The organism is Methylocapsa palsarum, from assembly GCF_900114285.1.
In the GTDB taxonomy this organism is placed as follows: Bacteria; Pseudomonadota; Alphaproteobacteria; order Rhizobiales; family Beijerinckiaceae; genus Methylocapsa; species Methylocapsa palsarum.
Window position 1 is genome coordinate 23,361 of record NZ_FOSN01000015.1, and the last position, 25,606, is coordinate 48,966.

24 protein-coding genes are annotated in these 25,606 nt (G+C 63.9%); 4 read left to right on the plus strand and 20 right to left on the minus strand.

Annotated elements, in window-relative coordinates:
- Positions 1–96: 96 nt before the first annotated feature.
- Positions 97–684, plus strand: coding sequence for a cob(I)yrinic acid a,c-diamide adenosyltransferase (locus tag BM177_RS14910; RefSeq protein ID WP_091685087.1), 588 nt, complete (start codon positions 97–99; stop codon positions 682–684).
- Here BM177_RS14910 and BM177_RS14915 read toward each other — a convergent pair whose 3' ends face one another.
- The 4 genes from BM177_RS14915 to BM177_RS20725 form a co-directional block, all read right to left on the minus strand.
- Positions 685–2,274: a peptide ABC transporter substrate-binding protein gene (locus BM177_RS14915; protein WP_091685089.1), complete on the minus strand. Its 1,590-nt coding sequence runs from the start codon at positions 2,272–2,274 to the stop codon at positions 685–687. It abuts the gene before it with no gap.
- Complete coding sequence (locus BM177_RS14920) at positions 2,271–3,104, minus strand: carbon-nitrogen hydrolase family protein (protein ID WP_091685091.1); 834 nt, start codon at positions 3,102–3,104, stop codon at positions 2,271–2,273. The genes BM177_RS14915 and BM177_RS14920 overlap by 4 nt, the downstream gene beginning before the upstream one ends.
- Positions 3,105–3,196: 92 nt before the next feature.
- Positions 3,197–3,721 (minus strand): DinB family protein, encoded by a 525-nt coding sequence (locus BM177_RS14925; RefSeq protein ID WP_091685093.1) that lies wholly within the window; start codon positions 3,719–3,721, stop codon positions 3,197–3,199.
- On the minus strand, positions 3,718–3,882 hold the full coding sequence (locus tag BM177_RS20725) for a hypothetical protein (protein WP_244532365.1): 165 nt from the start codon (positions 3,880–3,882) through the stop codon (positions 3,718–3,720). The genes BM177_RS14925 and BM177_RS20725 overlap by 4 nt, the downstream gene beginning before the upstream one ends.
- 486 nt (positions 3,883–4,368) lie before the next feature.
- Here BM177_RS20725 and BM177_RS19600 point away from each other — a divergent pair, with 486 nt between their 5' ends.
- Positions 4,369–4,710, plus strand: coding sequence for a hypothetical protein (locus tag BM177_RS19600; RefSeq protein WP_139223648.1), 342 nt, complete (start codon positions 4,369–4,371; stop codon positions 4,708–4,710).
- Between the two features lie 129 nt (positions 4,711–4,839).
- Here the strand turns inward: BM177_RS19600 and BM177_RS14940 are convergent, their stop codons facing one another.
- The gene (locus BM177_RS14940; protein WP_091685221.1) at positions 4,840–5,451 is read right to left on the minus strand and encodes an alpha-ketoglutarate-dependent dioxygenase AlkB family protein; all 612 of its coding nucleotides are present in this window, start codon (positions 5,449–5,451) and stop codon (positions 4,840–4,842) included.
- Positions 5,452–5,512: 61 nt separating this feature from the next.
- On the minus strand, positions 5,513–6,169 hold the full coding sequence (locus tag BM177_RS14945) for a 2,3-bisphosphoglycerate-dependent phosphoglycerate mutase (RefSeq protein ID WP_175492628.1): 657 nt from the start codon (positions 6,167–6,169) through the stop codon (positions 5,513–5,515).
- 113 nt (positions 6,170–6,282) lie between these two features.
- Between BM177_RS14945 and BM177_RS14950 the strand changes: the two genes are divergently transcribed.
- Both BM177_RS14950 and BM177_RS20730 read left to right on the plus strand, forming a co-directional pair.
- Complete coding sequence (locus BM177_RS14950; protein ID WP_091685101.1) at positions 6,283–7,470, plus strand: acetyl-CoA C-acyltransferase; 1,188 nt, start codon at positions 6,283–6,285, stop codon at positions 7,468–7,470.
- An 87-nt stretch (positions 7,471–7,557) separates the two neighbouring features.
- Positions 7,558–7,992 (plus strand): DUF6460 domain-containing protein, encoded by a 435-nt coding sequence (locus tag BM177_RS20730; protein WP_244532366.1) that lies wholly within the window; start codon positions 7,558–7,560, stop codon positions 7,990–7,992.
- A 35-nt stretch (positions 7,993–8,027) separates the two neighbouring features.
- Here BM177_RS20730 and BM177_RS20105 read toward each other — a convergent pair whose 3' ends face one another.
- The 14 genes from BM177_RS20105 to BM177_RS15020 form a co-directional block, all read right to left on the minus strand.
- Positions 8,028–8,183 (minus strand): hypothetical protein, encoded by a 156-nt coding sequence (locus BM177_RS20105; protein ID WP_175492629.1) that lies wholly within the window; start codon positions 8,181–8,183, stop codon positions 8,028–8,030.
- Between the two features lie 305 nt (positions 8,184–8,488).
- Positions 8,489–10,279: a cell division protein FtsZ gene (ftsZ, locus tag BM177_RS14960; protein WP_091685103.1), complete on the minus strand. Its 1,791-nt coding sequence runs from the start codon at positions 10,277–10,279 to the stop codon at positions 8,489–8,491.
- A gap of 110 nt (positions 10,280–10,389) precedes the next feature.
- Positions 10,390–11,706, minus strand: coding sequence for a cell division protein FtsA (gene ftsA / locus BM177_RS14965; protein ID WP_091685108.1), 1,317 nt, complete (start codon positions 11,704–11,706; stop codon positions 10,390–10,392).
- Positions 11,703–12,653: a cell division protein FtsQ/DivIB gene (locus tag BM177_RS14970; RefSeq protein ID WP_244532367.1), complete on the minus strand. Its 951-nt coding sequence runs from the start codon at positions 12,651–12,653 to the stop codon at positions 11,703–11,705. Before BM177_RS14970 ends, ftsA begins: the two co-directional genes overlap by 4 nt.
- Before the next feature lie 8 nt (positions 12,654–12,661).
- Positions 12,662–13,585 (minus strand): D-alanine--D-alanine ligase, encoded by a 924-nt coding sequence (locus BM177_RS14975; protein WP_091685114.1) that lies wholly within the window; start codon positions 13,583–13,585, stop codon positions 12,662–12,664.
- Between the two features lie 124 nt (positions 13,586–13,709).
- Positions 13,710–14,684, minus strand: a complete 975-nt coding sequence (gene murB, locus BM177_RS14980) for a UDP-N-acetylmuramate dehydrogenase (RefSeq protein ID WP_091685224.1) — start codon at positions 14,682–14,684, stop codon at positions 13,710–13,712.
- 38 nt (positions 14,685–14,722) lie between these two features.
- Positions 14,723–16,132 (minus strand): UDP-N-acetylmuramate--L-alanine ligase, encoded by a 1,410-nt coding sequence (gene murC, locus BM177_RS14985; protein WP_091685116.1) that lies wholly within the window; start codon positions 16,130–16,132, stop codon positions 14,723–14,725.
- Positions 16,129–17,238, minus strand: coding sequence for an undecaprenyldiphospho-muramoylpentapeptide beta-N-acetylglucosaminyltransferase (gene murG, locus BM177_RS14990; protein WP_091685118.1), 1,110 nt, complete (start codon positions 17,236–17,238; stop codon positions 16,129–16,131). Before murG ends, murC begins: the two co-directional genes overlap by 4 nt.
- Complete coding sequence (locus tag BM177_RS14995; protein ID WP_091685120.1) at positions 17,238–18,380, minus strand: FtsW/RodA/SpoVE family cell cycle protein; 1,143 nt, start codon at positions 18,378–18,380, stop codon at positions 17,238–17,240. The genes murG and BM177_RS14995 overlap by 1 nt, the downstream gene beginning before the upstream one ends.
- 10 nt (positions 18,381–18,390) lie before the next feature.
- Positions 18,391–19,785, minus strand: coding sequence for a UDP-N-acetylmuramoyl-L-alanine--D-glutamate ligase (murD, locus tag BM177_RS15000; RefSeq protein ID WP_091685122.1), 1,395 nt, complete (start codon positions 19,783–19,785; stop codon positions 18,391–18,393).
- A gap of 3 nt (positions 19,786–19,788) precedes the next feature.
- On the minus strand, positions 19,789–20,871 hold the full coding sequence (mraY, locus tag BM177_RS15005; protein WP_091685124.1) for a phospho-N-acetylmuramoyl-pentapeptide-transferase: 1,083 nt from the start codon (positions 20,869–20,871) through the stop codon (positions 19,789–19,791).
- Between the two features lie 3 nt (positions 20,872–20,874).
- The gene (locus tag BM177_RS15010) at positions 20,875–22,332 is read right to left on the minus strand and encodes a UDP-N-acetylmuramoylalanyl-D-glutamyl-2,6-diaminopimelate--D-alanyl-D-alanine ligase (protein ID WP_244532368.1); all 1,458 of its coding nucleotides are present in this window, start codon (positions 22,330–22,332) and stop codon (positions 20,875–20,877) included.
- On the minus strand, positions 22,329–23,789 hold the full coding sequence (locus BM177_RS15015) for a UDP-N-acetylmuramoyl-L-alanyl-D-glutamate--2,6-diaminopimelate ligase (protein ID WP_091685128.1): 1,461 nt from the start codon (positions 23,787–23,789) through the stop codon (positions 22,329–22,331). The genes BM177_RS15010 and BM177_RS15015 overlap by 4 nt, the downstream gene beginning before the upstream one ends.
- On the minus strand, positions 23,786–25,597 hold the full coding sequence (locus BM177_RS15020) for a peptidoglycan D,D-transpeptidase FtsI family protein (RefSeq protein ID WP_175492630.1): 1,812 nt from the start codon (positions 25,595–25,597) through the stop codon (positions 23,786–23,788). Before BM177_RS15020 ends, BM177_RS15015 begins: the two co-directional genes overlap by 4 nt.
- Between the last annotated feature and the right edge of the window lie 9 nt (positions 25,598–25,606).

Sequence of the window (25,606 nt, forward strand, 5' to 3'; positions counted from 1 at the left end):
CGCTCTATCTTATCAGTAAGCGACTTTGGATCTCGGAGGGAGCCGCCCAGCTGTTCCGTCCGAGCCTTTGGCTCTAGGCATGATTGTAGGCTTTTCATGGTGGTCTTGAACAAGATCTATACGCGAACGGGCGACGCCGGGACGACGGCGCTCGGCACTGGCGAACGCCGGGTCAAGAACGATTTGCGGATCGAAGCCTACGGCACCATCGACGAGGCCAATTGCGCCATCGGGCTCGCCCGCGTCTCGACCGCGGTCGACCCTGAATGCGCAAGGGTCGACGCCATGCTGCTCTGCGTCCAAAATGATCTGTTCGATCTCGGCGCGGATCTCTGCATGCCCGAACCGGACAAAAAGCCGGAAAAGGACGAGCTTCGCATCGTTCAGTCCCAGGTCGACCGGCTGGAGCGCAAGATCGACGAATTGAATTCTGATCTCACGCCTTTGCTGTCGTTCGTCCTGCCCGGCGGGACGCCCGCGGCGGCGGCGCTGCATCTTGGCCGCACCGTGACGCGCCGGGCCGAACGTTTGATGGTCGCGCTGGCCAACACGCCGGGCGAAAAAGTCGGCGAGCCCGCCCTGAAATATGTCAACCGGCTGTCCGATTTCCTGTTCGTCGCCGCGCGCTATGTGAACCGAAAAGGCGAAGGCGATATTCTCTGGGTGCCGGGACAGAACCGGTAGTCACTTTGGCGCGATCGAGATGTAACGCCCATAATGGTTGGCGAGGGCGTTCGGCTCCCAACCGCGCAGTTTCGGCGACACGAGGTTGCTTGACCGGTAGCTCATTAGCACGGCGTAAGGCGATTCCTCGAGGAGGAGCGCCTCCGCCCGATGCAGGATCTCCGACCGCTTTTGCGGCGCGCGCTCCCTGCCGGCCTCCTCCATCAATGCGTCATAGGCCGCGCTGGAAAAATTCGGGACGTCGAGGCCCTTGTTGGCGGTCTCGGCGAGAAAGAGAAAATTTTCCGCATCCGGAAAATCCGCGAGCCAGCTCGAGCGCGCAACGTCGAAAGCGGTTTTCTCGCGCAGAAAAGCGTAAAAGCTCGTGCCGTCCGTCCCGACGAGACGCGTCTCGACGCCAAGCGCGCGCCACATCGCGGCGACGGCGACGGCGGTCGCGCGGTGGTTCTCCGAATTGTTGAACCTGATCTCGATTTCAAGCTTCTTGCCGCCCTCGCCATAGCCCGCCTCGGCGAGCAGTTTCTTCGCCTGATCCTCCCGCTCGAACAGCGTCATGGCGGCCCATGGCGCTTGCGCGGGCGCGCCGTAGCTCGGAATATCGGGCGGCGCGAAACTCATGCTCGGGGCCATAGCGCCGCCCCAGATGCGCCCGGCCAGAAAATCGCGGTCGATCGCCATCGACAAGGCCTGCCGGACCCGTTTGTCGTCGAAAGGCGGATGGCGGGTGTCGAAGGCGTAATAATAAATCCCGAGGCTCGGCGTGATCTTCAGCGAATCGGGCAGCATCTTCCGAACGAAGGCGAGCTGCTCGGCGGGAACGTCGTCATAGGACTGGATCTCGCCCGCCATGAACCGCAGCAAGGCCGCCGACCTGTCTTCCAGTGAAATGAAGATTTCCTGATCGAGGGCCACCTGCGCGGCCTCGTAATAGAGCGGGTTCTTGACGAGCACGACGCGTTCGTTCGGGGTGAACTCCCGCAGCTTGAACGGGCCGTTGGTCACAAGATGCGCGGGCCGCACGAAATCAGATCCGAACGCCTCGATGGACGCCTGGTGGAGCGGCATCGCCGTGAAATGGGTCAGCTGCTCGAGAAAATAAGGCGCTGGCCGTTCCAGCGCGATTTCCAGAGACGTTTCGCTCAACGCGCGCGCGCCCAGGGCCTCGAGAGGCAATTCGCCCTTGTTGACCCGCGCCGCGTTCTTCAGCGTGTAGAGAATATTGGCGTAGGGCGCGCCGGTCGCAGGCGACATCAGGCGGCGGAACGCATAGACGAAATCGTTGGGCGTGACCCTGTCTCCGTTCGACCATCTGACGCCGGGCCTGAACTTGAACGCATACACGAGGCCATCGTCGGTGGCACTCCAGCTTTCGGCGACGCCCGCAACCAGTTCGCCGCGCGCGTTGCGGGTGAGCAAGCCCTCAAAAAGCTCGGACAGCACATTGCTTTCGATCTGCGTCTGCGCCTTGTGCGGATCGAGCGAGCCAGGATCGCCCGCCGCGCCGCGAAGCCAGACCATCTCAGCGCGCAGGGGCGCGGCGCTCATCAAAGCCAGCGCAACAGCGGCGAGGATCAGATTGAGGCGCGTCATAACGAAGGCGTATCGAACCGGACCTTGTGCCGCGCCACCGGGATTTGCGCGCGGACTTTCCTGACCAGATCTTCGTCGATGCGAGCCGACGCCATTCCGACTCCGTCGGAGGCCTTGGCGATGATATGGCCCCACGGGTCGGCGACGAGCGAATGGCCATACGTGCGGCGCAGCGCGCCCGCCGCCATATGGACGCCGGTCTGCGCGGGCGCGGCGAAATAGGTTTGCGTCTCGATCGCGCGCGCCCGGCACAGCACCTCCCAATGGTCGGCGCCGGTCTGCTGGGTGAACGCCGCGGGCAGAACGATCATCTGCGCGCCTTTGGCCACGAGCGCCTGAAACAAGGCCGGGAAACGAAGATCGTAGCAGATCGCGCAGCCGATGGTCAGGCCTTCGCAGGAATAGGTCACGACCTCGCCGCCCGGCGCGAAGGCGGCGCTTTCACGATATTCCGTCCCGTCCGGCGCGGTGATGTCGAACATGTGGATCTTGCGGTATCGCGCGATTTCGGCGCCGGTCCGGTCGAACACGATTGTGGTGTTGCGGATACGGTCCTCGCCCTCGACCTTCTCGAGGATCGACCCGGCGTGGATGAAGACGCCATGGCGTCTCGCCAGCTCCTGCATGGCGCAATAGGCGGGCCCGCCGGGCAGGCTCTCCGCGGCCGCCATCTTGTCCGTGCGGGCGCCGCCGAGAAAATCGAAACATTCAGGCAGGCCGATCCAGTCGGGCTTCTCCTCCGCACAAGCCTGCTCGACGAGGCGGACGGCGGCGGAAATGTTTTCCGCCTTGTCGCTGACGGAATTCATCTGGATCAAAGAGATTTTCATGGTGGGCCGTGGGTGGAGGATAAAGCCGGATCATAATGGATTTCGGGCCGGGAGGCTTCACTCCGGAAAAAAAGGCGCCGCTGCGCGCAATATCAAGACTCCAAAAACACCCCCGCCGAGGGCGGCGCGAACGGCAGATCGGTGTCTTCCGGCCGTGCGCCGGCTGCGGTGAGCATGGCGTGAACCTGCCCGCGATGATGCGTCTGGTGGTTGAACATATGAACCACGATCAGCCAGCGCGGATTGACGAGGTCTTTGTTCAAGGCGCCGGAACGCCAGCTCAGATCTCCAGCCAGCCAGGCCTCGTCGAGGCCGTCGGCCCAGGCGACAAGACGCTGGTCGGCTTCGGCGCGCGCCTGCTTCAACGCGTTCCAGTCCGCGCAGAACTCGGGCGATTGCGAAAGGCTCCGGTCCGGCTTAAGCCCGTCGGAGACGCGGCTCATCCACATGGCGTCCGCCCAGAGGATATGGTTGAGGGTTCCGAAGATCGACTTGAAAAACGCGCCCCGATCCTTGCGGCGCTCCACGTCCGAGAGCCCGTCCGCCGCCGTATAAAGGCTGCGGTTCTGCCAGCGATTGTAGCGCGCCAGCGTCTGTGCGAAAGCCGGATGGATCATTCTGCGACCTTGTTGTAGCGCGCCGCCGTATCAAAAGACGCCGATGCGCGGGTTCCGTGTCCGCGCGTTTTCGCGCAAGCCTGTTCGACGGGGAGGACGGCGGCGGCGATGTTCGCCGCCTTGTCGCTGACGGAGTTCATCTGGATCAAAGAGATTTTCATGGCGCGCCGGAGGTGAGGGCTGGGTGCGGTCAGGTTATTGTATATTTCGCAGCGCGTTTGCACACTTGGCTGAGCCAAAAGCGGAACTTACGCGCCAGAGTAGTTTGAGGAAATTTCTATTAAATTTACACCGCAAGAGCTTTCTACGGGACTGATGCTATTCAGCCGCATTCGCAGGCCGGAAAAATCCATGCACTCAGGCGAGAAGATGATAGATTAAAGCCAAATGCTAAATTTTTTTGGGCTTGCGTTAAATCTAATTGGTGTTTTGATTCTCTTTCGATGGGGAATGCCGTTTCGGGTTCCCCACGACGGAGCCATTATCCGTATCCTCGCACAGCGGGACCCCAAAGAAGTTATGCGAGATCGAAAATTTAAGCTTTTCGGCTATGTCGGATTAGTATTGCTGATATTTGGCACATTACGTCAAATGTTTGCATTGTTCGTTTGAAAACAAATAATGACTAGAAAAAGGGAAGCTACCAAGTGAAGCGTCGAGTTGGGATTTTATTATTAACTTCAATGATTTCTATCTCGCATGCAAGTGCGGATATGACCGTTTCTGAATTTATTAAATTGCTTAATGGAAAAAATAGAATTCAAGCGCTTTTATATATAAATGGAATTGGAACTGGGTATATTTTTGCGAATTCGAAACAAAAATCAGAAAGTCGTCCGATGTTATTTTGCCAACCGAACAATTTGGCGTTAGGCCCAGAGCAATATATAAATTTCGTTCAAACAGCGGTGCAGCGCGCTCCAACACTACGCAACGAATCGCTTGGAATGGTGCTACTATTTGAGTTAGCGGATGCCTTCCCCTGTTAAGGAGACGGTTAAACGCTATGCCAGCGTGAATAAGAAACGCAAAGAATGCTAAATTTATTGCTTGGAAAATGCTTCGGCTTTTGCTCTCATACTTACATGTTGAAGAATTACTCAAGGTAACGACATTCACTAAGCCCTCCCCACACGCCGCAGCGTCAGATTGATCCGTCCGCCGCCCGGCGCCAGTCGAGATGAGCCGCCCAACACCTTGTCGACGCCGTGAAAAATCAGCCGCGAGGCGCCGCCCAGCACCACAACGTCGCCAGACACTAGCTCCAGCTTTTTGCTTGGATCGCGGCGGCGCTCGCCGCCATAGCGGAAGACGCATGTATCGCCGAGAGAGATCGAGACGACGGGAGCGGAAAAATCCTCCTCGTCGCGGTCCTGATGCGCGCCCATTCGCGCTGCGCCGTCATAAAAATTCACGAGGCAGGCCTGCGGCGGACGCGGATGACCGCTGAGTTCATCCCAGACCTTGAGAACGCTGGCCGGAATCGGCGGCCACGGCCTGCCCGTCTCCGGGTGCGCGACCTGATAGCGGTAGCCTCCGGCCTGATCGGAGACCCAGCCGAGTTCGCCGCAATTGGTCATCCTGACCGAAAACGCCCGTCCCGTCCGGGGCATACGCGGGACGAACCACGGCGCTTGCGCCACGACAGAGGCGATGTCCGCCGCCATGTCCCGCTGCGCCGCCGCGTCGAGAAAGCCAGGCGCGTAAACAAGGCCCGGGGCCAGCAACATTCGAGCGCCCGCGGCCCTTGTCCGGTCTCCGAAAGCTTCGCTCATTCCATGTCGACAGGGTTCAATCCGGCGGGCGGGTGGCTTCCGGCTCCGCCAGATGCGGAATCACCACCTCCTTGCTCGCCACGGTCGAATCCGCGTTGAGCCGGTAGATGATCGGAATTCCGGTGTCGATCTCGACGTCCGGCACGGTTTGCGGCGTCAACCCATCGAGAGCCATGACCAGCGAGCGCAGCGAATTGCCGTGCGCAGCGACGACGACCCGTTCGCCGCGAAGCACCGCCGGCAGGATCGATTGCAGATAATAGGGCAGCACGCGGGCGACAGTGTCCCGCAGGCTCTCGCCGCCGGGCGGCGGCACGTCATAGGATCGCCGCCAGAGATAGACCTGCTCATCGCCCCATTTTTTACGGGCGTATTCCTTGTCGAGGCCGGAAAGATCGCCATAATCGCGCTCGTTCAAGGCCAGATTGACCGTCGTCGGAAGATCCGGCGCGCCGAAATCCTCGAGGATCAGCTTCAGCGTGTGCTGCGCGCGGGTCAGCGTCGAGGTGAAGGCGCGGTCGAAGCCGATGCCGCGCTCCTTAAGGCTTTTCGCCGCCGCGTGCGCCTGTTCGACCCCCAGTTCGGTCAGGAGGGGATCTTTCCAGCCGGTGAACAGGTTCTTGAAATTCCAATCGCTCTGGCCGTGACGAACGAGCACGAGAATACGGTCCATAATTTCCCTCGTAATGCCAACGAACGCGCCACTGATAAAAAAATCATCCCGGCTTAAATTTATAGTTCCGACTTATGGCGCAACGCTGACGCTCCCCGCAATGAGGTTTCCAAATGACCGCACAGGATCAGGTGGTGATCGCCGCCGCCGCCCGCACACCAATAGGCGGCTTTCAGGGAGAATTCAAAGAGCTTGCGGCCTCCGACCTCGGCGCCGTCTCGATCCGCTCCGTCCTTGAACGTTCGGGAATAGCTGGAGCGGAGATCGACGAAGTGATCATGGGCTGCGTCCTCAGCGCCGGGCAAGGTCAGGCGCCCGCGCGTCAGGCCGCCCTCAAGGCCGGACTTCATGACGGCGCGGGCTGCACCACAATCAACAAAATGTGCGGCTCCGGCATGAAGGCCATCATGCTTGGCCACGACCTCCTGCGCGCGGACAGCGCCGCGATCGTCGTCGCGGGCGGCATGGAGAGCATGACCAGGGCTCCCTATCTCCTAGAAAAGGCGCGGTCCGGCTACCGGATGGGCCATGGCAGGCTGATCGATCATATGTTCCTCGACGGACTTGAGGACGCCTATGGCGAACGCTCGCCCATGGGAGCCTTCGCCGAGGATTGCGCGCACGCCTTCCAGTTCACGAGGGCGGCTCAGGACGAATTCGCCATCCGCTCGCTGGAGCGGGCGCAAAAAGCGATTTCGGACGGAAGCTTTCGCGCCGAAATCGCGACGGTCGAGGCCCCTGCCGGCAAATCGACGCAGACCGTTTGCGACGACGAGCAGCCGCTCAAGGCGAAAATGGACAAAATTCCCCATCTGAAGCCCGCGTTCCGCGCGGACGGAACGGTCACCGCGGCGAATTCGAGTTCGATTTCGGACGGCGCGGCCGCCCTCCTCCTGATGCGGCGCTCCGAGGCGGAGAGACGTGGCGCCGCGCCGCTGGCGGCAATCTGCGGTCACGCCACGCATGCGCAGGCGCCGGGAGACTTCGCGACCGCTCCCATCGGCGCCTTGCGAAAACTGATGGCGAAAACCGGCTGGTCCGCGAGCGGCGTCGATCTTTTTGAAATCAACGAGGCTTTCGCGGTCGTCGCGATGGCGGCGATGCGGGAGCTGGGACTGCCGCCCGAGAAGGTCAACATTCATGGCGGCGCCTGCGCGCTCGGGCATCCGATCGGCGCGTCGGGAGCGAGAATTGTCGTGACCCTGATCGCGGCTCTGCGTCAATACGGCCTCAAACGCGGCATGGCCGCGTTGTGCATCGGCGGCGGAGAGGCGACCGCTCTCGCCGTCGAACTGGCGTGAAGCGGTCGCGGCGGTTGCGCCGGGATGAACGGAACCTGTAAGCGAAGACCTTGAGAGCGAAGACCTCGAGAGCGAAGGATGACGAGCATGAGCGACGATCAAGGTTTCGACAGGGATTCCGACAAAAGTTTCACTCACGGCGTCGATCCGACGCCTCACGTCGAAAAACCTTCCTTGCGGTCAGCAGAACCTTCCTCGCGCTCAGAGACCGAGCGAGCCCGGCCAGCGCAATCGGCGCCACTCCTTTTGCCCGGAGACGACGCCCTGACCCGGTTTCTCGGCGGCTCCCCTGGCGCCGTGTTCTGGCGGCTTCTGTTCGCGTCCTTGATCGTCGGCGCCTTCCTGATGTGGCTCGACATCAGGCCCGCCGACATTTTCAACGGCCTAATGCAGCTCGTGAACCGCATCTGGGGACTTGGGTTCGACGCAATCCGCGAGGTCGCGGACTATATCCTCGTCGGGGCCGCGCTGGTCATTCCCGTCTGGCTCGCTCTGCGTCTGTTGAGCATGCGCGGACGCTGAACGCCGGGGCGATGTGTTGAAATGCGGGTACTTGTTCAGGGGTGGAGAAACAAATGAAGTTCAACGGCGCTCTTTTCCTTGCGGCCGCGCTGCTGGTCGCTCCGGCTGCGGCCAATGCGCATCAGCACGCCCGCCATCATCGCCACCACGGCAAGAGTCTCTCCGCTCAGGACAGGGCGCGCTTCGATCATTCCGGCACGCGGGGACGCATGGCCTCGGCGCCAACTCGAGGCGGCTCGAGGGGCCCGGCAACTTCTCTTCGCCCCGTTAGAGCGCTTTCCTGACCGGATGGAATCTTCGGTCGATGAGAAATCGCCCCCGATTCAAAGGCCTGAGCATATCCTGATTGATCAGATCGAACCGGAACATGCTGTAATCCGTCCCCGGCGACATCATGGTTGTCGTCGGGGGACATCTCCTACGCCCGCGAGGTGGAGGAAGCGTCACGAGGATCTTGCCGCAAAGCCGCAAGTCCCCGTGTTTCGCCTGTAACGCCTCAGCTTGACTGCCTGCGCAGGAACGCGGGGATTTCCAGGTGATCCTCTTCGCGCGGCTGATAGGCGGGCCTGCCATACTCAGCCGGAGGCTGGGAAGGCCGCTGCGGGGCCGAGGGCTGCTGCGGCCGCTTGCCATATTCGGCATGGACGGCGTTGGGCGCCTGCGGACGCTGAACCGAAGGCGGGGACGCCGGATGCCGGCTCTGCTGCTGCGGCCTCTCCTGCTGGGCATGCCTTTCTTGCTGGGCGTGCCTGTCCTGCTGGGAATGCCGGTCCTGAACCGGATAATCCTGCGTCGCGTCGTCATGGCGGCTGCTGCCGAAGGACGCCAGCCTTTCGAGGAGAGAGCGGCGCTTGACTTCGGGATGCGCCTGCGCCGCGATTTCTCCGCGTTGCGCGCGAATCTGGTTCTGGCCCGGGAGCGGCAAATCGTCGATCTGCGGCATCCGCTTCTGCCGGATGACGGGCGATTCGGCGGCGCCAGGAATGAACGGTCCGCGCTCGAAATGATCGTCGTGACGCATCTCGGGCTGCGGCGATTCCGCGTAATGATGTGATTGGGGCGCGGACTCCTGGACGTACACGCCCTGCTGCGAGCCATTATGAAGCTGAACCGGCGCCGCGGGTGCCTGCGGCGTGCGTGGCTCTGCATAGGCCGTCTCGGCATAGGCCGTCTCGGAATGGGTCTGCGCGTAGCTCTGCGGCGCGGCGTTGGAATAAGCGCCCTGACCCGTTTCGATCGGGCGGCCCGAGGTCTGCGCGCGCAGCCGGTTGGCGACCTCGGTGATGCGGGCTTCGGCGCCGTTCATCTCGAAGATGCCGGCGGGATGATCGATGCCGGTGGCGACGACCGAGACGCGCACGATCCCGTCGAGGCTTTGATCGAATGTCGCGCCGAGAATGATGTTGGCGTCCTCGTCGACCTCCTGGCGGATGCGGCCCGCCGCTTCGTCGACCTCATAGAGCGTGAGGTCGTTGCCGCCGGTGATCGAAATCAAAAGCCCGCGGGCGCCCTTCATCGACACTTCGTCGAGCAGCGGATTGGCGATCGCCGCTTCCGCGGCGAGGATCGCGCGGCGGTCGCCCGACGCTTCGCCGGTGCCCATCATGGCTTTGCCCATTTCCCGCATGATCGCGCGGACGTCGGCGAAATCGAGGTTGATGAGGCCTTCCTTCACCATCAGATCGGTGATGCAGGCGACGCCGGAGTAAAGCACCTGATCGGCCATCGCGAAGGCGTCGGCGAAGGTGGTTTTCTCTGTCGCGATCCGGAACAGATTCTGGTTTGGAATGATGATCAGCGTGTCGACCGCTTTTTGCAGTTCGTTGATGCCCGCCTCGGCGACGCGCATCCGCTTTGCGCCCTCGAACTGGAAGGGTTTGGTGACGACGCCGACGGTGAGGATTCCCATGTCGCGGGCGGCCCGCGCAATCACCGGAGCGGCGCCGGTTCCGGTGCCGCCGCCCATGCCGGCCGTCACAAAGCACATGTGAGCGCCCGTGAGGTGATCGCGGATTTCCTCAATCGCCTCTTCCGCCGCGGCGCGTCCAACTTCAGGCTGCGATCCAGCGCCGAGGCCTTCGGTCACCTGGAGGCCCATCTGGATGATCCGCTCGGCTTTCGAGGCCGTGAGCGCCTGCGCGTCCGTATTGGCGGCGATGAAATCGACCCCAATCAGACCCGACACGATCATGTTGTTGACGGCGTTGCCGCCTGCTCCGCCAATGCCGCATACCATGATGCGGGGCTTCAGTTCCCGCAATTCGGGAGCTTTGAGATTGATGGTCATCGTCTGGCCTCTCGACGTTGGAGCGCCGATCAGGGACGCCCAGGTTTCATTTCATGTGATTCGCGTCTTGTTGGAAAGGGCCGCCACCCTTTTCAACACCTACGCGGCCGTCAAAAACTGCTCTTAAACCATCTTCCGACCCGGCCAATGTAGCCGTTCGAGCCAGCCGCCGAGACGGCGTCCTGCCGCGACGGTCGGAAATGTTCGTTGCCGCTTACTTGTGGATAAACCAAAAGTCCGAGCGACGCAGAAAACGCCGGGTTCTTCGCCGATTCGGGCAGCCCCTGGATTCCGAGCGGACGCCCGATCCGGACCTGGCCCGTGACGATTCGCTTGGCCGCCTCCTGCATCCCGGTGAGCTGGCTCGCCCCTCCGGTCAGCACCAGCCTGCGGCCAGCATGCGCGGGAAATCCGGCGCTTTTCAGCCGATCGCGCACCAGTTCGAGAATTTCCTCGACGCGCGGTTTGATGATCTTGATCAGATGCGCCTTGGGCACATGCGCGGGATGGTCGCCGTCTTCGCCAACCTGCACCACAGAGACCGTCTCCCGCTCGTCGGACGCTGAGGCGAGGCAGGCGCCGTAAAGCGTCTTCAGGCGTTCGGCGTCGTCGAGCCTGATGCTCAGGCCGCGGGCGATGTCCATGGTCACGTGATTGCCGCCAAGGGCGACAGCGTCGACATGGGTGAGATTGCCGCCCGAAAACACGCTGACCGACGTCGTGCCGCCGCCCATGTCGATCAAGGCGGCGCCGAGTTCGGCTTCATCGTCGGCGAGCGTCGACAATCCGGCCGCGTAAGGCGTCGCGACCATCGCGTCGACCTTGAGATGGCAACGTTCGACCGCCAGCATTAGGTTGCGCGCGGCGGCGGCGTCGCAGCTCAGAACATGCATGGACGCGCTGAGCGAATCGCCGATCATCCCGTCGGGATCGCTGATATGGCGGACCTCGCCGATCGAAAAACCGATCGGCAGCGAGTGCAACACGGCGCGACCGTCGCGCCCGCCCCGCGCGGTGCAGGCTTCGAGAACGCGATGGACGTCGGCTTGCGAAACGGCCCGGCCGGCGAGATCCACCTTGGCGTCGAACAGCTGCGAGGCGAGCCTGCCCCCCGTCACATTGACGATCACGCTTTCGACCTGGACGCCGGCCATCCGCTCAGCGGCGTCGACCGCAAGCCTGATGGCGTGTTCGACGGCCTCCATATCGACCACCGCGCCGCCCTTGATCCCGCGCGAGCGCTGATGGCCGATGCCGAGAATGCGGCAGCGATGCGTGCGGCCGCGCAGGGTTTGCGACGGATCGGTGGGATTGAGCCTGGCGACGAGGCAGACGATTTTGGAGGTGCCTATGTCAAGCACGGAGAGGATCGCGCTCTTTCGCACCGGAAGGGGACGCAGACGATGTGGCAAGGTCCGCGAATTCATATCTGACCGCCTTTCGTCTTGGTCTTGTGGGCGAAGGTCTCGGCGCGGGCCGCGGCGGAATCCTCGGTGAGGCGCGCGATCATGCGGTCGGGCTGGCGCAGATCGAGCGACAGCACGTCTTTCTCAAGCACATGCGAGTCGCGCTGAAGCCGAACGAGGCTCGCCATCGCCGCCGCCGGATTGAATTCGGGAAGATAGACGTCGATCCCGTTCGTCATCTTCAGCGTCCAGCGCCGGCCGGACACCAGGATCCCGGCCTGTATCTTGTCCCTCATGTCTCCGGCGGCTTCGAGCAGGGCGAGGTATTCCCCGAGCTTTTCGTTGGCGCCCGGACCGACGACGAGCGGCAGGCGAACAAAACGCTGGTCGCGCATGAGGTCGAGCGGCGTGCCGTCCGACGCGACGATGTTCACGTGGCCGTCCTTCTGCCAGAGCGCGAAGGGCTGGCGCTCCTCGATTTCGATCAGGAGCCGGTCGGGATATAATTTCGTGACGCTCGCTTCCTTGACGAGCGCGAGCTTCTCCAGCCGCTCCCTGACCTTGGCCACATCAAGAAACGGCAGCGAACTGCGCGGGCCGATTTCGGCGACGCCCAGCACTTCGGCCTCGCTGAGTTCGGTCTGGCCGGTGATCGTGACCGCCTCGATCCCGAACCCGAAGACCCTCGCCGCGATGTCGGCGGGGGCGCCGTTCTCCGCGATGAACGCGTCATATTCGCCGCCCCGCACCGCGCCATAGGCGCCGGCGCCGAGAAAAACAGCCGAGATGAAAACGAATGTCGCCGCCGGGTTGCTCAACGCCACGACGGCGCGACGCCAGAGGCCGGATCTGACCCTTCGCGCGCGCGGGCGCGCCTTGGCGCGAGGCGCGGTGAACGCCAGCGCCGCTGAGGCCCCGCGCGGCCCAGAACCCGCCGATGAAAACGGAACCGGCGCAAAGCCGGGCACCGCCGTTCTCAACGATCGCAGGAGGCGTCTTCGACCATCCATCGGACAAGCTCACCAAATGACAGGCCGGCGTAAGCGGCGATTTCGGGCACGAGGGACGTCTCGGTCATACCGGGCTGGCTGTTGACTTCAAGAACCACGAGTTCCGCGGTTCCCCCCGGAAGATCGTCGTAACGGAAGTCCGTCCGGCTTACGCCGCGGCAACCGAGCGCCCTGTGCGCCACAAGAGCTAACTCTTGTACATTTTGGTAAATAATTCCTTTAAGATTCGCCGGAAGCTCGTGGATCGAGCCTCCCGGCGCATATTTCGCGTCGTAGTCGTACCAGCCGCCGCCCGCCGCCTTGATCTCGATGACGGCGGGGGCCTTGTCGCCGATGACCGCGCAGGTCAGCTCGCGTCCCGCCACATAGCTTTCGATCAGGACCGTCTCGCCGTAGGACCAGTCCGCGCGGGTCAGCTCCTGCGGCGGGTGCTCCTGATCGGCCCGCACGATGATCACCCCGAAGGACGATCCCTCGCTCAGCGGCTTCACGACATAAGGCGGCGGCAGGACATGTTTTTTGGCGGCTTCGAGCCGGCTGACCGTGACGCCCTTGGCCACCGGGACGCCCGCGGCGCGCAGCACGTCCCTGGCCTTGTCCTTCTGCATGGCGAGCGCGGAGGCCAGCACGCCCGAATGGGTGTAGGGAATCCTTAACATTTCGAGGATTCCCTGAATGATTCCGTCCTCGCCGAATCGCCCGTGCAAGGCGTTGAAGGCGACGTCGGGACGCAGATCGGACAGGGTCTGGGAAACATGACGGTCAACGTCGAGGCGCGTGACCTTGAATCCCTCGGCCTCGAGCGCCTTGGCGCAGGCCTCGCCGGATCGCAAGGAGACGTCCCGCTCCGCCGAAAGCCCGCCCATCAGCACGGCGACGTGTCTGGTCATGCGAAAAGTCCTGTAAGAAGAATAAGAGAAGCCGCACCGCATCCTTCGAGACGCGCCCTTCTGGCGCTCCTCTGGATGAGGGTCGGCATCGCACAAACCCCGCCCGTGTCTGGCCGCGCCATGCTCAAGCCCCATCGTTCTGAGGAGCCGACACGGCAGGCGTTTCGAAGAACGAAGCGGCGCCGCGCGGAACCCCTACCCGTTTGATTTCCCATTCGAGCGTAACCCCGCTCGTCTCCAGCACGCGGGCGCGAACGGTTTCGCCGAGTGCCTCGAGGTCAGCGGCGCTCGCCGTGCCGCGATTGATGAGGAAATTGCAATGAAGCTCCGACACCTGCGCGTCGCCGATGGCCAACCCCCGGCACCCGGCCTTGTCGATCAGCTCCCAGGCCTTCGCGCCAGGCGGGTTCTTGAAGGTCGAGCCGCCGGTGCGGGTGTTGACCGGCTGGGTTTGCGCGCGGGTCCGCGTGATTTCGGCCATCTCGGCCAAGATCGCCGATTTGTCGCCCGCCTCGCCCGAGAAAACGGCGTTGGTGAAAATGACGTCCGCCGGGGCTCCGCAATGGCGGTAGGAAAAGTCCATGTCTCGGCCGGAAAACGTGACGAACTCGCCATTGCGCCGCACGCCGCGGCAGGAGACGAACACATCCTTGATCTCGGCGCCATAGGCGCCCGCGTTCATCCGCAGCGCGCCGCCGATTGCGCCGGGAACGCCGCGCAGGAACGCAAGACCCGCAAGGCCCGCCTCGGCGGCGGCGGAGGCGGCCTTGACATCCGGCGCGCCAGCGCCCGCCCGGATCAGCGGACCTTGAACAGCGATCTCCTGAAACGGTTTGCCAAGCCGGACCACGACCCCCTCGAGGCCGCCGTCGCGCACCAGCATGTTGGAGCCAAGGCCGATCGTCAGCACCCTAATCGCCGGGTCGAGGCGCGTGAGAAAATAGGCGAGATCCAGTTCGTCCGCGGGTTCGAACAGGGCTTGCGCGGGGCCGCCGGTCCGAAACCACGACATTCCCGCCAGCGGCGCGTTGGGGCTGAGCTTCCCGCGCAGATCCGGCATCGCCACGCGAAAAGCGGGCGTGAGGTCGGGAAAGCTCACGGAAGCCTCTTGGCCGCGCAAAGATCCGGGGCTGGCGCTCATGCGGCACCCCCCGCCGCGAGCTGACCCGGCAGCGCATAGGCCCATTGGGTGATATTTCCGGCGCCCAGAAAGACGACATAATCGCCGGGCCTTGCGAGCGTGCGGATGAGGCCCGGCAGATCCTCGGGATTATTCAGCGCCAGAGCCTGCCTGTGCCCGCGCGCCTTCAGGGCGGCGACGAGATGATCACGGTCGGCGCCCTCGATCGGCGCTTCCCCGGCGGTGTAGACGTCGGCGACGATCACGACGTCAGCGTCGTTGAAACAGCCGGCGAATTCGCTGAACAGCGAATGGAGCCTTGTGTAGCGATGCGGCTGCACGATGGCGATGACGCGCGCCGAGGTCGAGGCGCGCGCGGCGCGCAGCACCGCGGCGATCTCGACGGGGTGGTGGCCATAATCGTCGAAGATCAGGGCGCCGTTCCACTCGCCGGTGCGGGTGAACCGGCGCTTGACGCCGCCAAATCCCTTCAGCGCCGCGCGGATTCCATCGGCGCTGACGCCGAGTTCGTGGGCGACCGCAAGCGCCGCCGTCGCGTTTAGCGCGTTATGGTGGCCGGGCATTGGCATCAGTATGTTTTCGAGCGCGGTTTCCGCGCCGCTCTTGCGATCGCGGATGATCGCGGTGAAGCGCGACACCCCGCCGTTGAGATCGACGTCGACGAGCCTGACGTCGGCATGGGGATTTTCGCCATAGGTGACGATGCGGCGGTCCTCGATCTTGCCGACCAGCTCCTGGACGGTCGGATGGTCAAGGCACATCACCGCGAATCCGTAGAAGGGGATGTTCTCGATGAAGGCGCGGAACGCCTCCTTGATGGCGTCGAAGGTGCCGAAATGATCGAGATGTTCGGGATCGATGTTGGTGACGACCGCGACGTCCGCCGGAAGCTTCAGGAAGGTGCCGTCGCTTTCGTCGGCCTCGACCACCATCCAGTCGCCGGCGCCAAGCCGCGCATTGGTTCCGTAGGCGTTGATGATGCCGCCGTTGATGACGGTCGGATCGAAATGACCCGCTTCCAGAAGCGCGGCGACGAGCGAGGTCGTCGTCGTCTTGCCGTGCGTCCCGGCGATCGCGACGCATTGCTTCAGGCGCATCAGTTCGGCGAGCATCTCGGCGCGGCGCACCACGGGCAGGCGCTTTTCGCGCGCGAAGACAAGCTCGAAATTGTCGCGCTTGATCGCGGTCGAGACCACGACGACCTCCGCGGCGCCGATATTCTCCGCGCGGTGGCCGACATGCACGATCGCGCCTTTCGAGCGAAGCCGCTGGACGTTGGCGTTCTCGCTGGCGTCAGATCCTTGAACCCGGTAGCCGAGATTCATCAACACTTCGGCGATGCCGGACATGCCGATGCCGCCGATCCCGATGAAATGGATCGGGCCAAGTTCGTGCGGCAGTTTCATCGCGCCTTCTCCGCTTGCGCTGCAATGGTCAAGACAAGATCCGCGAGCCGCTCGGCCGCGTCCGGGACGCCGGCCGCTTTCGCGGCGGCGGCGCGTTTGGCGAGTCCCGGCCTGTCGGCGTCGGTTTCGGTGAGGACGTTCGCGAGCCATTGCGGCGTAAAATCATGCTGCGCGACGACGACCGCGGCGCCCCGCGCGGCGAATTGCCTGGCGTTCGCGGCCTGGTCCTGATCGAGCGCATGCGGCAACGGAACGAAAATGGCCGGGCGGCCGATCACCCCGAGTTCGGACACCGTGGACGCGCCTGCGCGCGCGATGACGAGATGCGCCTGCGCGATCCGCAATGGCAGGTCCGAAAAAAACGGCTTCACTTCAGCCTCGACGCCGAGCCTTTGATAGACGGCGCGCACCCGCGCCTCGTCCTCGTCGCGGGCCTGCTGCACGATCACGAGAGTGCGGCGGACGGTTTCCGGCAGGAGTTCGATCGCGGCGGGAACGATGTCCGACATGATCCGCGCGCCTTGCGATCCGCCGGTGATCAGCAGCCGCAATTTGCCATCGGCGTGGCCGGGATAGGCCGCCCTGGCGGCGTCGAGCGCCATCGGCCGAACGGGATTGCCGGTGAGATGGGTCTTGAGGCCAATTTTCGCGCTGACGCCGCCAAGCGTCTCGAACCCCTTGGCGATGGCGTCGGCCCTCGGCGCAAGAAAATGATTGGCGCGTCCGATGACGGCGTTGCCTTCGTGCAGGATCGCCGGCACCCGCAATTGCGTCGCCGCCAGAACCGGAGGCACGGTCGGATAGCCGCCAAACCCGACGACCGCGCAAGGCCGCAGGCGTTTGACGAGACGGCGCGCGTTCCAGGTCGCGCGCGCCAGCGTCAGGATCGCGCGGGCGCGCGACAAAAATGCGCCATTGCGCGGCGTCGCCGCCGCCAGCAGATGAACCGCCTTCGCGGGAAACGACGCTCCATATTTGGCGGCGCGTTCATCGGTGACGAGCTCCACCTCGACGCCGCGGGCTGCAAGCGCTCTCGCTAAAGCCTCCGCCGGGAACAGATGTCCGCCCGTGCCGCCCGCCGCGATGAGGATAAGGCGCTCGTTCATCACGTATAGGCTCCCGCGGACGACCCTGCGAGCAATGCGGCGCCGGGACGTTTGCGCAGGACGGCGATCAGGAAGCCCATGGCGAGGGCGAGGGAAATCAGCGAGGATCCGCCGTAGGAAATGAACGGCAGGGTCATGCCCTTGGCGGGCATCAGGTTCAGGTTGACGGCCATGTTGATCGCGCTCTGGACGCCAAACAGCATCACCAGTCCCGCCGCCGCGAACCGGCAGAACGGATCCTCGTTGCGCGAAGCCAGAAGGAGGCCGCGAAGAACGACAAAGGCGAAAATCGAAACAATCACGAGACAGGCGACGATGCCGAATTCCTCGCCCGTGACCGCGAAAATGAAATCGGTGTGGGCGTCCGGCAGAATGCGTTTGACAATCCCCTCGCCCGGCCCCTTGCCGAACCAGCCGCCGGACAAAAAGCTCCCCATCGCGGTGTCGACCTGGAACGTGTCGACGATGCCGCCGCCTGCGCCCGGATCGAGGAATTTGAGGACGCGCGCGCGCACATGCGGCACGAACTTATAGGCGAGCAGGACGCCGGAAAATCCGGCGCCGCCAATGCCGACGACCCAGAACCAGTGCAGCCCGGCCATGAAGAAAAGCGCCGCCCAGACCAACGAGATCAGCATCGTCTGGCCGAAATCCGGCTGCAGGATGAGGGGAATGATGGTTATCGGCAGCAACAGCAACGCGACCAGATTGGCGGGGACGTCGCGCCGCTTGCCGCCCTCGGAAAACGCCCAGGCGGCGAGTATGACGAAGGCTGGCTTCAAGAACTCAGAAGGCTGAATCCCGAGGATCCAGCGCCGCGACCCCTTGACCTCCTGGCCGAATACGAGCGCGACGAGGATCAGCGCCATCGACACGAGAAAAACGACGAGGGCCGTCCGGCGCACCTGGCGCGGCGTCAGGCAGGAGGCGGCGATGAGGACCGCCGCCGAAGGGATCAGATAGAGCGCCTGCCTGTGCACGAAATGAAAGGTCGAGAGGCCGAGCCGTTCGGCCACGGGCGGACTGCCGGCCATCGCCAGCACAAGCCCCATCAGCATCAGGGCGACGGCGGCCGCAAGAACCCATCGATCGATCGTCCACCACCAGTCCGCAAGGACCGAGCGCTCCGCACGAGACACCATTTTAGCCCCCTCAAACCTTCATTTCAGCCGCGAGCAACGCCGCTACGATCTCGCGGAACCGGTCGCCGCGCTTTTCGAAATCAGGGAACTGATCGAACGAGGCGCAGGCCGGCGACAGCAAGACGACGGATTGTTCGAGCGCGCTGTCCTGCGCGTCGCGCGCCGCTTTCGGAATCGCCGTTTCGAGATCGCCGCAGAACTCAAAGGGAAACGCCCCGCCGATCGTCGTCGCGAAAGCCTCGCTCGCTTCCCCGATCAGATAGCCCTTGGCGACCTTCGGAAACAACGAGCGCAAGGGCTCGATCCCGCCCTGCTTCGCCCTGCCGCCAAGAATCCAGAACACCTTGTCAAAGGAGAGCAGCGCCTTTTCCGCGGCGTCGGCGTTGGTCGCTTTCGAATCGTTGATGAACAGCACCTTTCCGCACTGGCCGATCTCTTCCAGCCGGTGGACAAGGCCCGGAAAACTGCGCAGACCTTTTTCGACGCTTTCGAGGTCCTCGCCGAGCGGCCCGAGCGCGGCGACGGCGGCGGCGGCGTTCTGGCCGTTGTGCGCGCCCCGCAACGAGTGGATTCCGGCAAGATCCGCGATCGGCGTCGAGCGTCCGTGAACCCTGCGAACGAGCCGGGTTCCTTCGAGAACGACGCCGTTTTCGATCTGCGGCCGCGTCACGGAGACGAGAGTCGTCTGGCGGCCCTCCTTCGCGATCTCGTCCGCGATCCCCCGGGTGATGTCGTCGTCAACGCCGATCACGGAATGGTCGGCGCCGCGCGCCAGCCTGGCCTTGATCGCGGCGTAATTGCCCATGTCTCCGTGTCGGTCGAGATGATCGGGCGTGACGTTGAGCAGGACGCCGACCAGCGGATCGATCGATGGCGACAGGTCGATCTGAAACGACGAGCATTCGACGACGTGGACGCGATTGTCCTGCGGCGGCGGCAAGGCCAGAACCGGCGTGCCGATATTGCCTCCGACTTCCACCTGAAAACCGAAGCTGCGGTAGAGGTGCGCCACGAGCGCGGTCGTCGTCGATTTGCCGTTGGTTCCGGTGATTGCGACGAACGGCGATTTCGACGCGGTCTTGCGGCGCTGCCGGCAGAACAATTCGATGTCGCCGATGATTTCAATGCCGGCTTTTTTGGCCTCGACGACCGTCCAGTGCGGCTGCGGATGGGTCAACGGCACGCCGGGGGCGAGGACCAGCGCGGCGAATCCATTCCAGTCGGCGCGCTTCAGATCGACGATGTCGAGCCCCGCCGCGCGGGCTTTTTCGCGCGAGGCCTCAACGTCATCCCAGCAGGAGACGCGGGCGCCGCCCGTCTTCAGGGCCTGCGCGCTGACGAGGCCAGAACCGCCAAGGCCGAAAACCGCGACGTCGCGACCGCTAAAGACGGTGACGGGCGTCATGCGTCACCTCAGTTTCAGGGTTGAAAGACCAATCAGCGCAAGCACGAAGGCGATGATCCAGAACCGCACGACGACCTGCGGCTCCGACCAGCCGAGCTGCTCGAAATGGTGATGTATCGGCGCCATCTTGAAGACGCGCTTGCCGGTCAGCTGATACGAGACGACCTGGACGATCACCGAGAGCGTCTCGAGCACGAACAGGCCGCCGACAATTCCAAGAACGATCTCGTGCTTCACCGCGACGGCGATCGCGCCGAGCAATCCGCCCAGCGCCAGAGACCCCGTGTCGCCCATGAAGATTTGGGCGGGCGGCGCGTTGAACCACAGAAAGCCAAGACCCGCGCCGATCATCGCGCCGCAAACGATCGCGAGCTCTCCGGCTCCTGGAACGAAATTGATCCCGAGATAGGTCGAAAAAATTGCGTTGCCGGCGAGGTAGGCGATGATCCCGAAGGTCCCCGAAGCGATCATGACCGGGACGATGGCGAGGCCGTCAAGCCCGTCGGTCAGATTGACCGCATTTCCGGACGCGACGATCACGAAGGGGCCGAACACCAGGAAAAACAGTCCAAGGTCCGCGGCGAAACCGTTGATGGCCGGCAGCGAAAGCGCCGTCGTATGGGGCGTCCCGAGCTTCATCATGGCGAGGCAGGCGATGAACGCGATGGCGACTTCCAGACTGAGCCGGAGCCGCCCGGAAAAACCGCCGTGGGTCTGCTTGGTGACTTTCAGGTAATCGTCATAAAAGCCGATCGCTCCGAAGCCGGCCGTGACGAATAGGACAATCCAGACGTAGTGATTGCGCAGGTTCGCCCAAAGCAGGGTCGAGACAAGCAGACCTGACAGGATCATCAGGCCCCCCATGGTCGGAGTTCCCTTCTTGGTCAGGAGGTGCGACTGCGGGCCGTCGGTCCGGATCGGCTGGCCTTTTCCCTGTTTGAGGCGAAGCGCCTGAATGATTCTCGGGCCGAAAAAGAACACGAAAAACAGCGCGGTCGCTGTGGCGCCGCCGGTTCGGAAGGTAATGTAGCGAAACAGGTTGAGAGGCCCGAAGACGCTCGAATATTCGGCAAGCCAGGTCAGCATCGTTTATGTCTTTCGTCCGGCGTCCGCCGCCATGGCCGAATTGGAGAATTCTTTAAGAGCGCCCACAAGCGCGCTCATCCTGCTGCCGTTGGAGCCCTTGACGACGACGATGTCGCCGGCCCTGACCGCCTCGCGAAGGTCAGGCTCCAGATCGAAGGCTCGCTCCCGCCATGCGCCTCTCAAGGCGGCCGGCAAGGCGTCGAAGAGATGCTTCATCAACGGACCGGCGGCGAAGACGAGATCGATCCCGTTGGCGGCGAGGTCGGCGGCGAGATCCGCGTGCATCGCCGGGGCGGCCGGGCCAAGTTCGAGCATGTCGCCGAGAACCGCGACGCGGCGCCCGCCCTCCCGCACCGGCAGGGCGCCCGCGAGGGCGAACGCGGCCCGCATCGATTCTGAATTCGCGTTGTAGCTTTCGTCGAGCAGCGTGTAGGGCCCGTCCGCGGCCTCAAGCGTCAGCCGCTCGCCGCGGCCCGGCTGCGGCTTGAACCCGGCGAGCGACGCGGCGGCCGACTCAAGATCAACTCCAAAGGCCCTGGCGGCGAGAAGCACGGCGAGCGAATTCAGCGCAAGATGCCGGCCCGGCGCTCCGAGCGGATAGGTGAGGCGCCGGCCGCAGATTTCAGCCTCCACCACCGAATGGTCGGCCGCGAGCGTCACGCCGATGAGGCGCGCGTCCGCGCGCTCATGCGCCCCGAAGGAGGCGACATGGCCCGCCGGCGAATTTTTCGCGTGGGCGCGCAGCCGTTCGTAATGAACGATGTCGCGATGAACGATGGCGACTCCTCCGGGAACGAGACCGGAGAAAATCTCTCCCTTGGCGTCGGCGATGTCCTCGACGCCGGCGAAGTTTTCAAGATGCACGGGCGCCACCGTCGTCACGATGGCGACATGAGGCCGGACCATGGCGGTCAGCGGCTCGATCTCGCCCGGGTGATTCATCCCGATCTCGAACACCCCGAAGGATGTCTCCCTCGGCATGCGCGCGAGCGTCAAGGGCACGCCCCAGTGGTTATTATAGGAGGCGACCGACGCGTGGACGGCGCCCGCTTCGGCCAGGACCAGTCGCAAGGCTTCCTTTGTCGACGTCTTGCCGACTGATCCCGTGACGGCCGCGATGCGGGCCCGGGTGCGCCCGCGCGCGGCGATTCCGAGGCGCTCCAGCGCCAGGAGGACGTCCCGCACCACAAACAGCGGGCCCGCGCCCGCAAGCTGTCCGGCGTGTTCTTCATCGATGACGGCCGCGAACGCGCCCTTGGCGAAAGCCGCCGCGACGTAATCGTGGCCGTCGCTCTCAACGCCGCGGATCGCGAAAAACAGATCGTTTTCCTGCAAGGTCCGCGTGTCGATCGAAATGCCGAGGGCGCCGCCCTGAGGCGCGCCGCCGCAGACTCGCGCCCCGAGCGGGGCGACGAGACCAAGACCCGACCACAAAGCGTTTCTTGGAGCGGCGATGTTCAAGCGGCCTCGTCTTTCAGCGCAGCCAGGGCGCAGTCGAAATCGGAAAACGGCAGCGTCTCGCTTCCGACGATCTGGCCTGTTTCATGACCCTTTCCGGCGATAACAAGGCCATCGCCAGGTTCGAGCATACCGACAGCGGTCGCGATCGCGTTGGCGCGATCCGCGATCTCGCGAATTTTTGGGGATTCCCCGGCGCCGACCAGAATGGCGCGGCGGATCACGGCGGGATCCTCCGTGCGCGGATTGTCGTCAGTGACGATCACGAGGTCGGCGAGCCGGGCCGCAATTTCGCCCATCATCGGACGCTTGCCCGCGTCGCGGTCTCCGCCGCAGCCGAAAACGACGATCAACCGCCTCGAAACATAGGGCCGGAGCGTGCGCAGCACATTGTCGAGCGCGTCGGGCTTGTGCGCGTAATCGACAAACACCGGAGCGCCGTTGCGGCGTCCCGCAAGCTCGAGACGGCCAGGCGCGCCCTTGAGCCGTTCAAGCGCGCCGAACACGGCGGCGGCGGGCCCCCCCAACGCGATGCAAAGTCCTGCGGCGACAAGGGCGTTCGAGACCTGGAACGCCCCGGCGAGAGGCAGCCGGGGGGCATAGACATGGCCCTCATAGGCGATGCGCAGATCGGTTCCGAAATCGTTCGCGCGCGCCCCGGCGAGACGCAGGCTTGCGCCCTTCGCTCCTGTGGTGAGGACGCGCAATCCCCGCGTCTCGCAAGCGGAAACGACCGCCGGCGCGGCGTCGCTGTCGGCGTCGACGACGGCCGCGGCGCCGGGTTCGAGCAGCCGGTCGAACAGCTCCAACTTTGCGGCGAGATAGGCTTCCATGGTCCCGTGATAGTCAAGGTGATCGCGGGAAAGATTGGTGAAGGCGCCCGCCATGAGACGCACGCCGTCGAGGCGGCGCTGAACGATCCCATGGGAGGAAGCCTCGAGCGCCAGATGGGTGATTCCGTCGCGCGCGAGTTGATCGAGCGTTTTGTGCAGGCTCACCGGGTCGGGCGTCGTCAGCGAACCATAGACGCTGGCCGAAGGAGCGACAACGCCAAGGGTTCCGATCGAGGCGGCTTTCAGGCCGAGCGCCGCCCAGATCTGACGAACGAACGCCGCCACCGACGTCTTGCCGCTGGTGCCGGTCACTGCGGCGATGGTTCCCGGCTGGCGGGGATACATGGCGGCGGCGGCGCGCGCCATCGCGCCGCGAACGTCCGCGACCTTGATTAAGAGGGCGCGCTCGAGCGGCGGATCGAGATCACGCTCGGCGACGATCGCAAAAGCGCCGCTGTCGACGGCCTGAGCCGCAAAATCGAGGCCGTCCGCCTTGGTTCCTGGCACCGCGAAGAACACGCCGCCCTCGGCGACGGCGCGGCTGTCGCAGGTCACGCTTTCGACCTCGCGCGCCGCAAACGCCTCGGGAATGTCCACGCCCGGAAACAGGTCGGCGAGGCGCGTCAATGGCCGCCTCCGCCAGTGGCCGGAACATTGGCGATTCCATAACCGAGTTTCGCCAGGAGCGGAAACGGCTGCGGCGGCGGCTCGAAGCGCGGCGCGATGCCGAGCAAGGGGCCGGTCCGCTCGATGATCTTGCCGGTCACCGAACCCGAATTCCACGCCGCAGTGCGATAGCCGCCGGTCTCCGGCAGGCCCTGCGGCTCGTCCATCAAAGTGAGATAAAGGTATTTCGGCTTGTCGGCCGGCAGGATCGCCATGAACGTCGTGAACACCCGGTCCTTGGAATAATGGCCATGGACGATCTTGTCCGCGGTCCCTGTCTTGCCGCCGATGAAATAGCCCTTGATGTCGGCCATTTTCGCTGAGCCAATCTCCGCGTTGAGCCGCATCAGGTAACGCATCGATTCCGATGTTTCGGGCTTGACGACGCGCGGCGCGTTCGCCTTGGCGTCGCCCTCGTCCCGACGCAGAAAGGTCGGATTGACGAGAACGCCGCCGTTCGCGAGCGCCCCGACCGCCATCATCGCCTGCATTGGAGCGACATTGAGGCCTTGCCCGAACGCGATCGTCATCGTGTTGAGTTCGCCCCAGTTCTTGGGAACGAGCGGGTCCGCGGTCTCCGGCAATTCGGTGTGCAGGCGGGTGAGCTGTCCCATTTTGCGAAGGAAAGCCTTGTGGCCTTCGACCCCGACCATCAAGGCCATCCGGGCGGCGCCGATGTTCGATGAATAGGTGAAGACCTCCGGAACCGTCAGGAGGCGGTGCTGCGCATGGAAGTCATGGATCGTGAAACGGCCGTAGCGCATGTTGTCGCGCGCGTCGATTCGCGAATGCAGGTTCACCTTGCCGGCGTCGAGCGCCATGGCGATGGAAATCGCCTTGAACGTCGAGCCCATTTCGTAGACGCCGACGGAAAGTCTGTTGATGTGGTTCGGATCGAGCGCGTCGGCGGGCGTGTTCGGATCATAATCCGGCAGTGAGGCCATCGCGATGACTTCGCCCGTATTGACGTCGAGGATCGCCGCGGCGCCGGCTTTCGCCTTGAATTTGGCGATGCCTTTGGCGAGTTCCTCGCGGACCGCAAAGGTCGCCTTGAGATCAAGCGAGGTGGTGATCGGCTTCAGATCGTCGGGCGTGAGGCTGAAACCCGCGCCATGCAGATCGCCGAGGCCCTGGCCGTCGATAAATTTTTCAAGACCAGAGACGCCGACGCCGTCGAGATTGGCGAACCCGAGCACATGCGCCGCGACCGGCCCGTTCGGATAGACGCGTTTGTTCTCGGGCAGAAAACCGACGCCGGGCAGCCCGAGGCGATGGACCTCCTGCTGCTGTTTCGCCGTGATCGCCCGCTTGACCCACACAAATCCTTTTCGGGAGCCAAGCCGCTGGCGCAGATCGCGCGCGTCGACGTCCGGCAGCACGGCGGTCAGCAATTCGACGGCTTCGTCCTTGTCGATGATGCGCCTTGGTTCAGCGAAAACCGACATCACCTTGATGTCGGTCGCCAGGATTTCGCCATTGCGGTCGAGGATATCGGGCCGCGCGACGGCGATCGTGTCGGCGGCGGCGCGTTTGACGCTTTGCTGGGTATCCGGACGCAGGCCGAAATAAACCAGCTTGCCCGCGATGGCGCCGAAAACCGCGAGGAACACGAGGGCGACCAGCTTGATCCGGCCGCCGCTCTTGTCGAGCTTGGTCACAAACAGATCGGCGAGAGCCGCCATGATCATGCTGCGACGGCTTTTCGCCGCCGGCGCTCCGGCGCCCGGCGGGGGGGCGTCGTTCCGCTTTGAATCGGATCCATCGCTCATGTTGGCAAC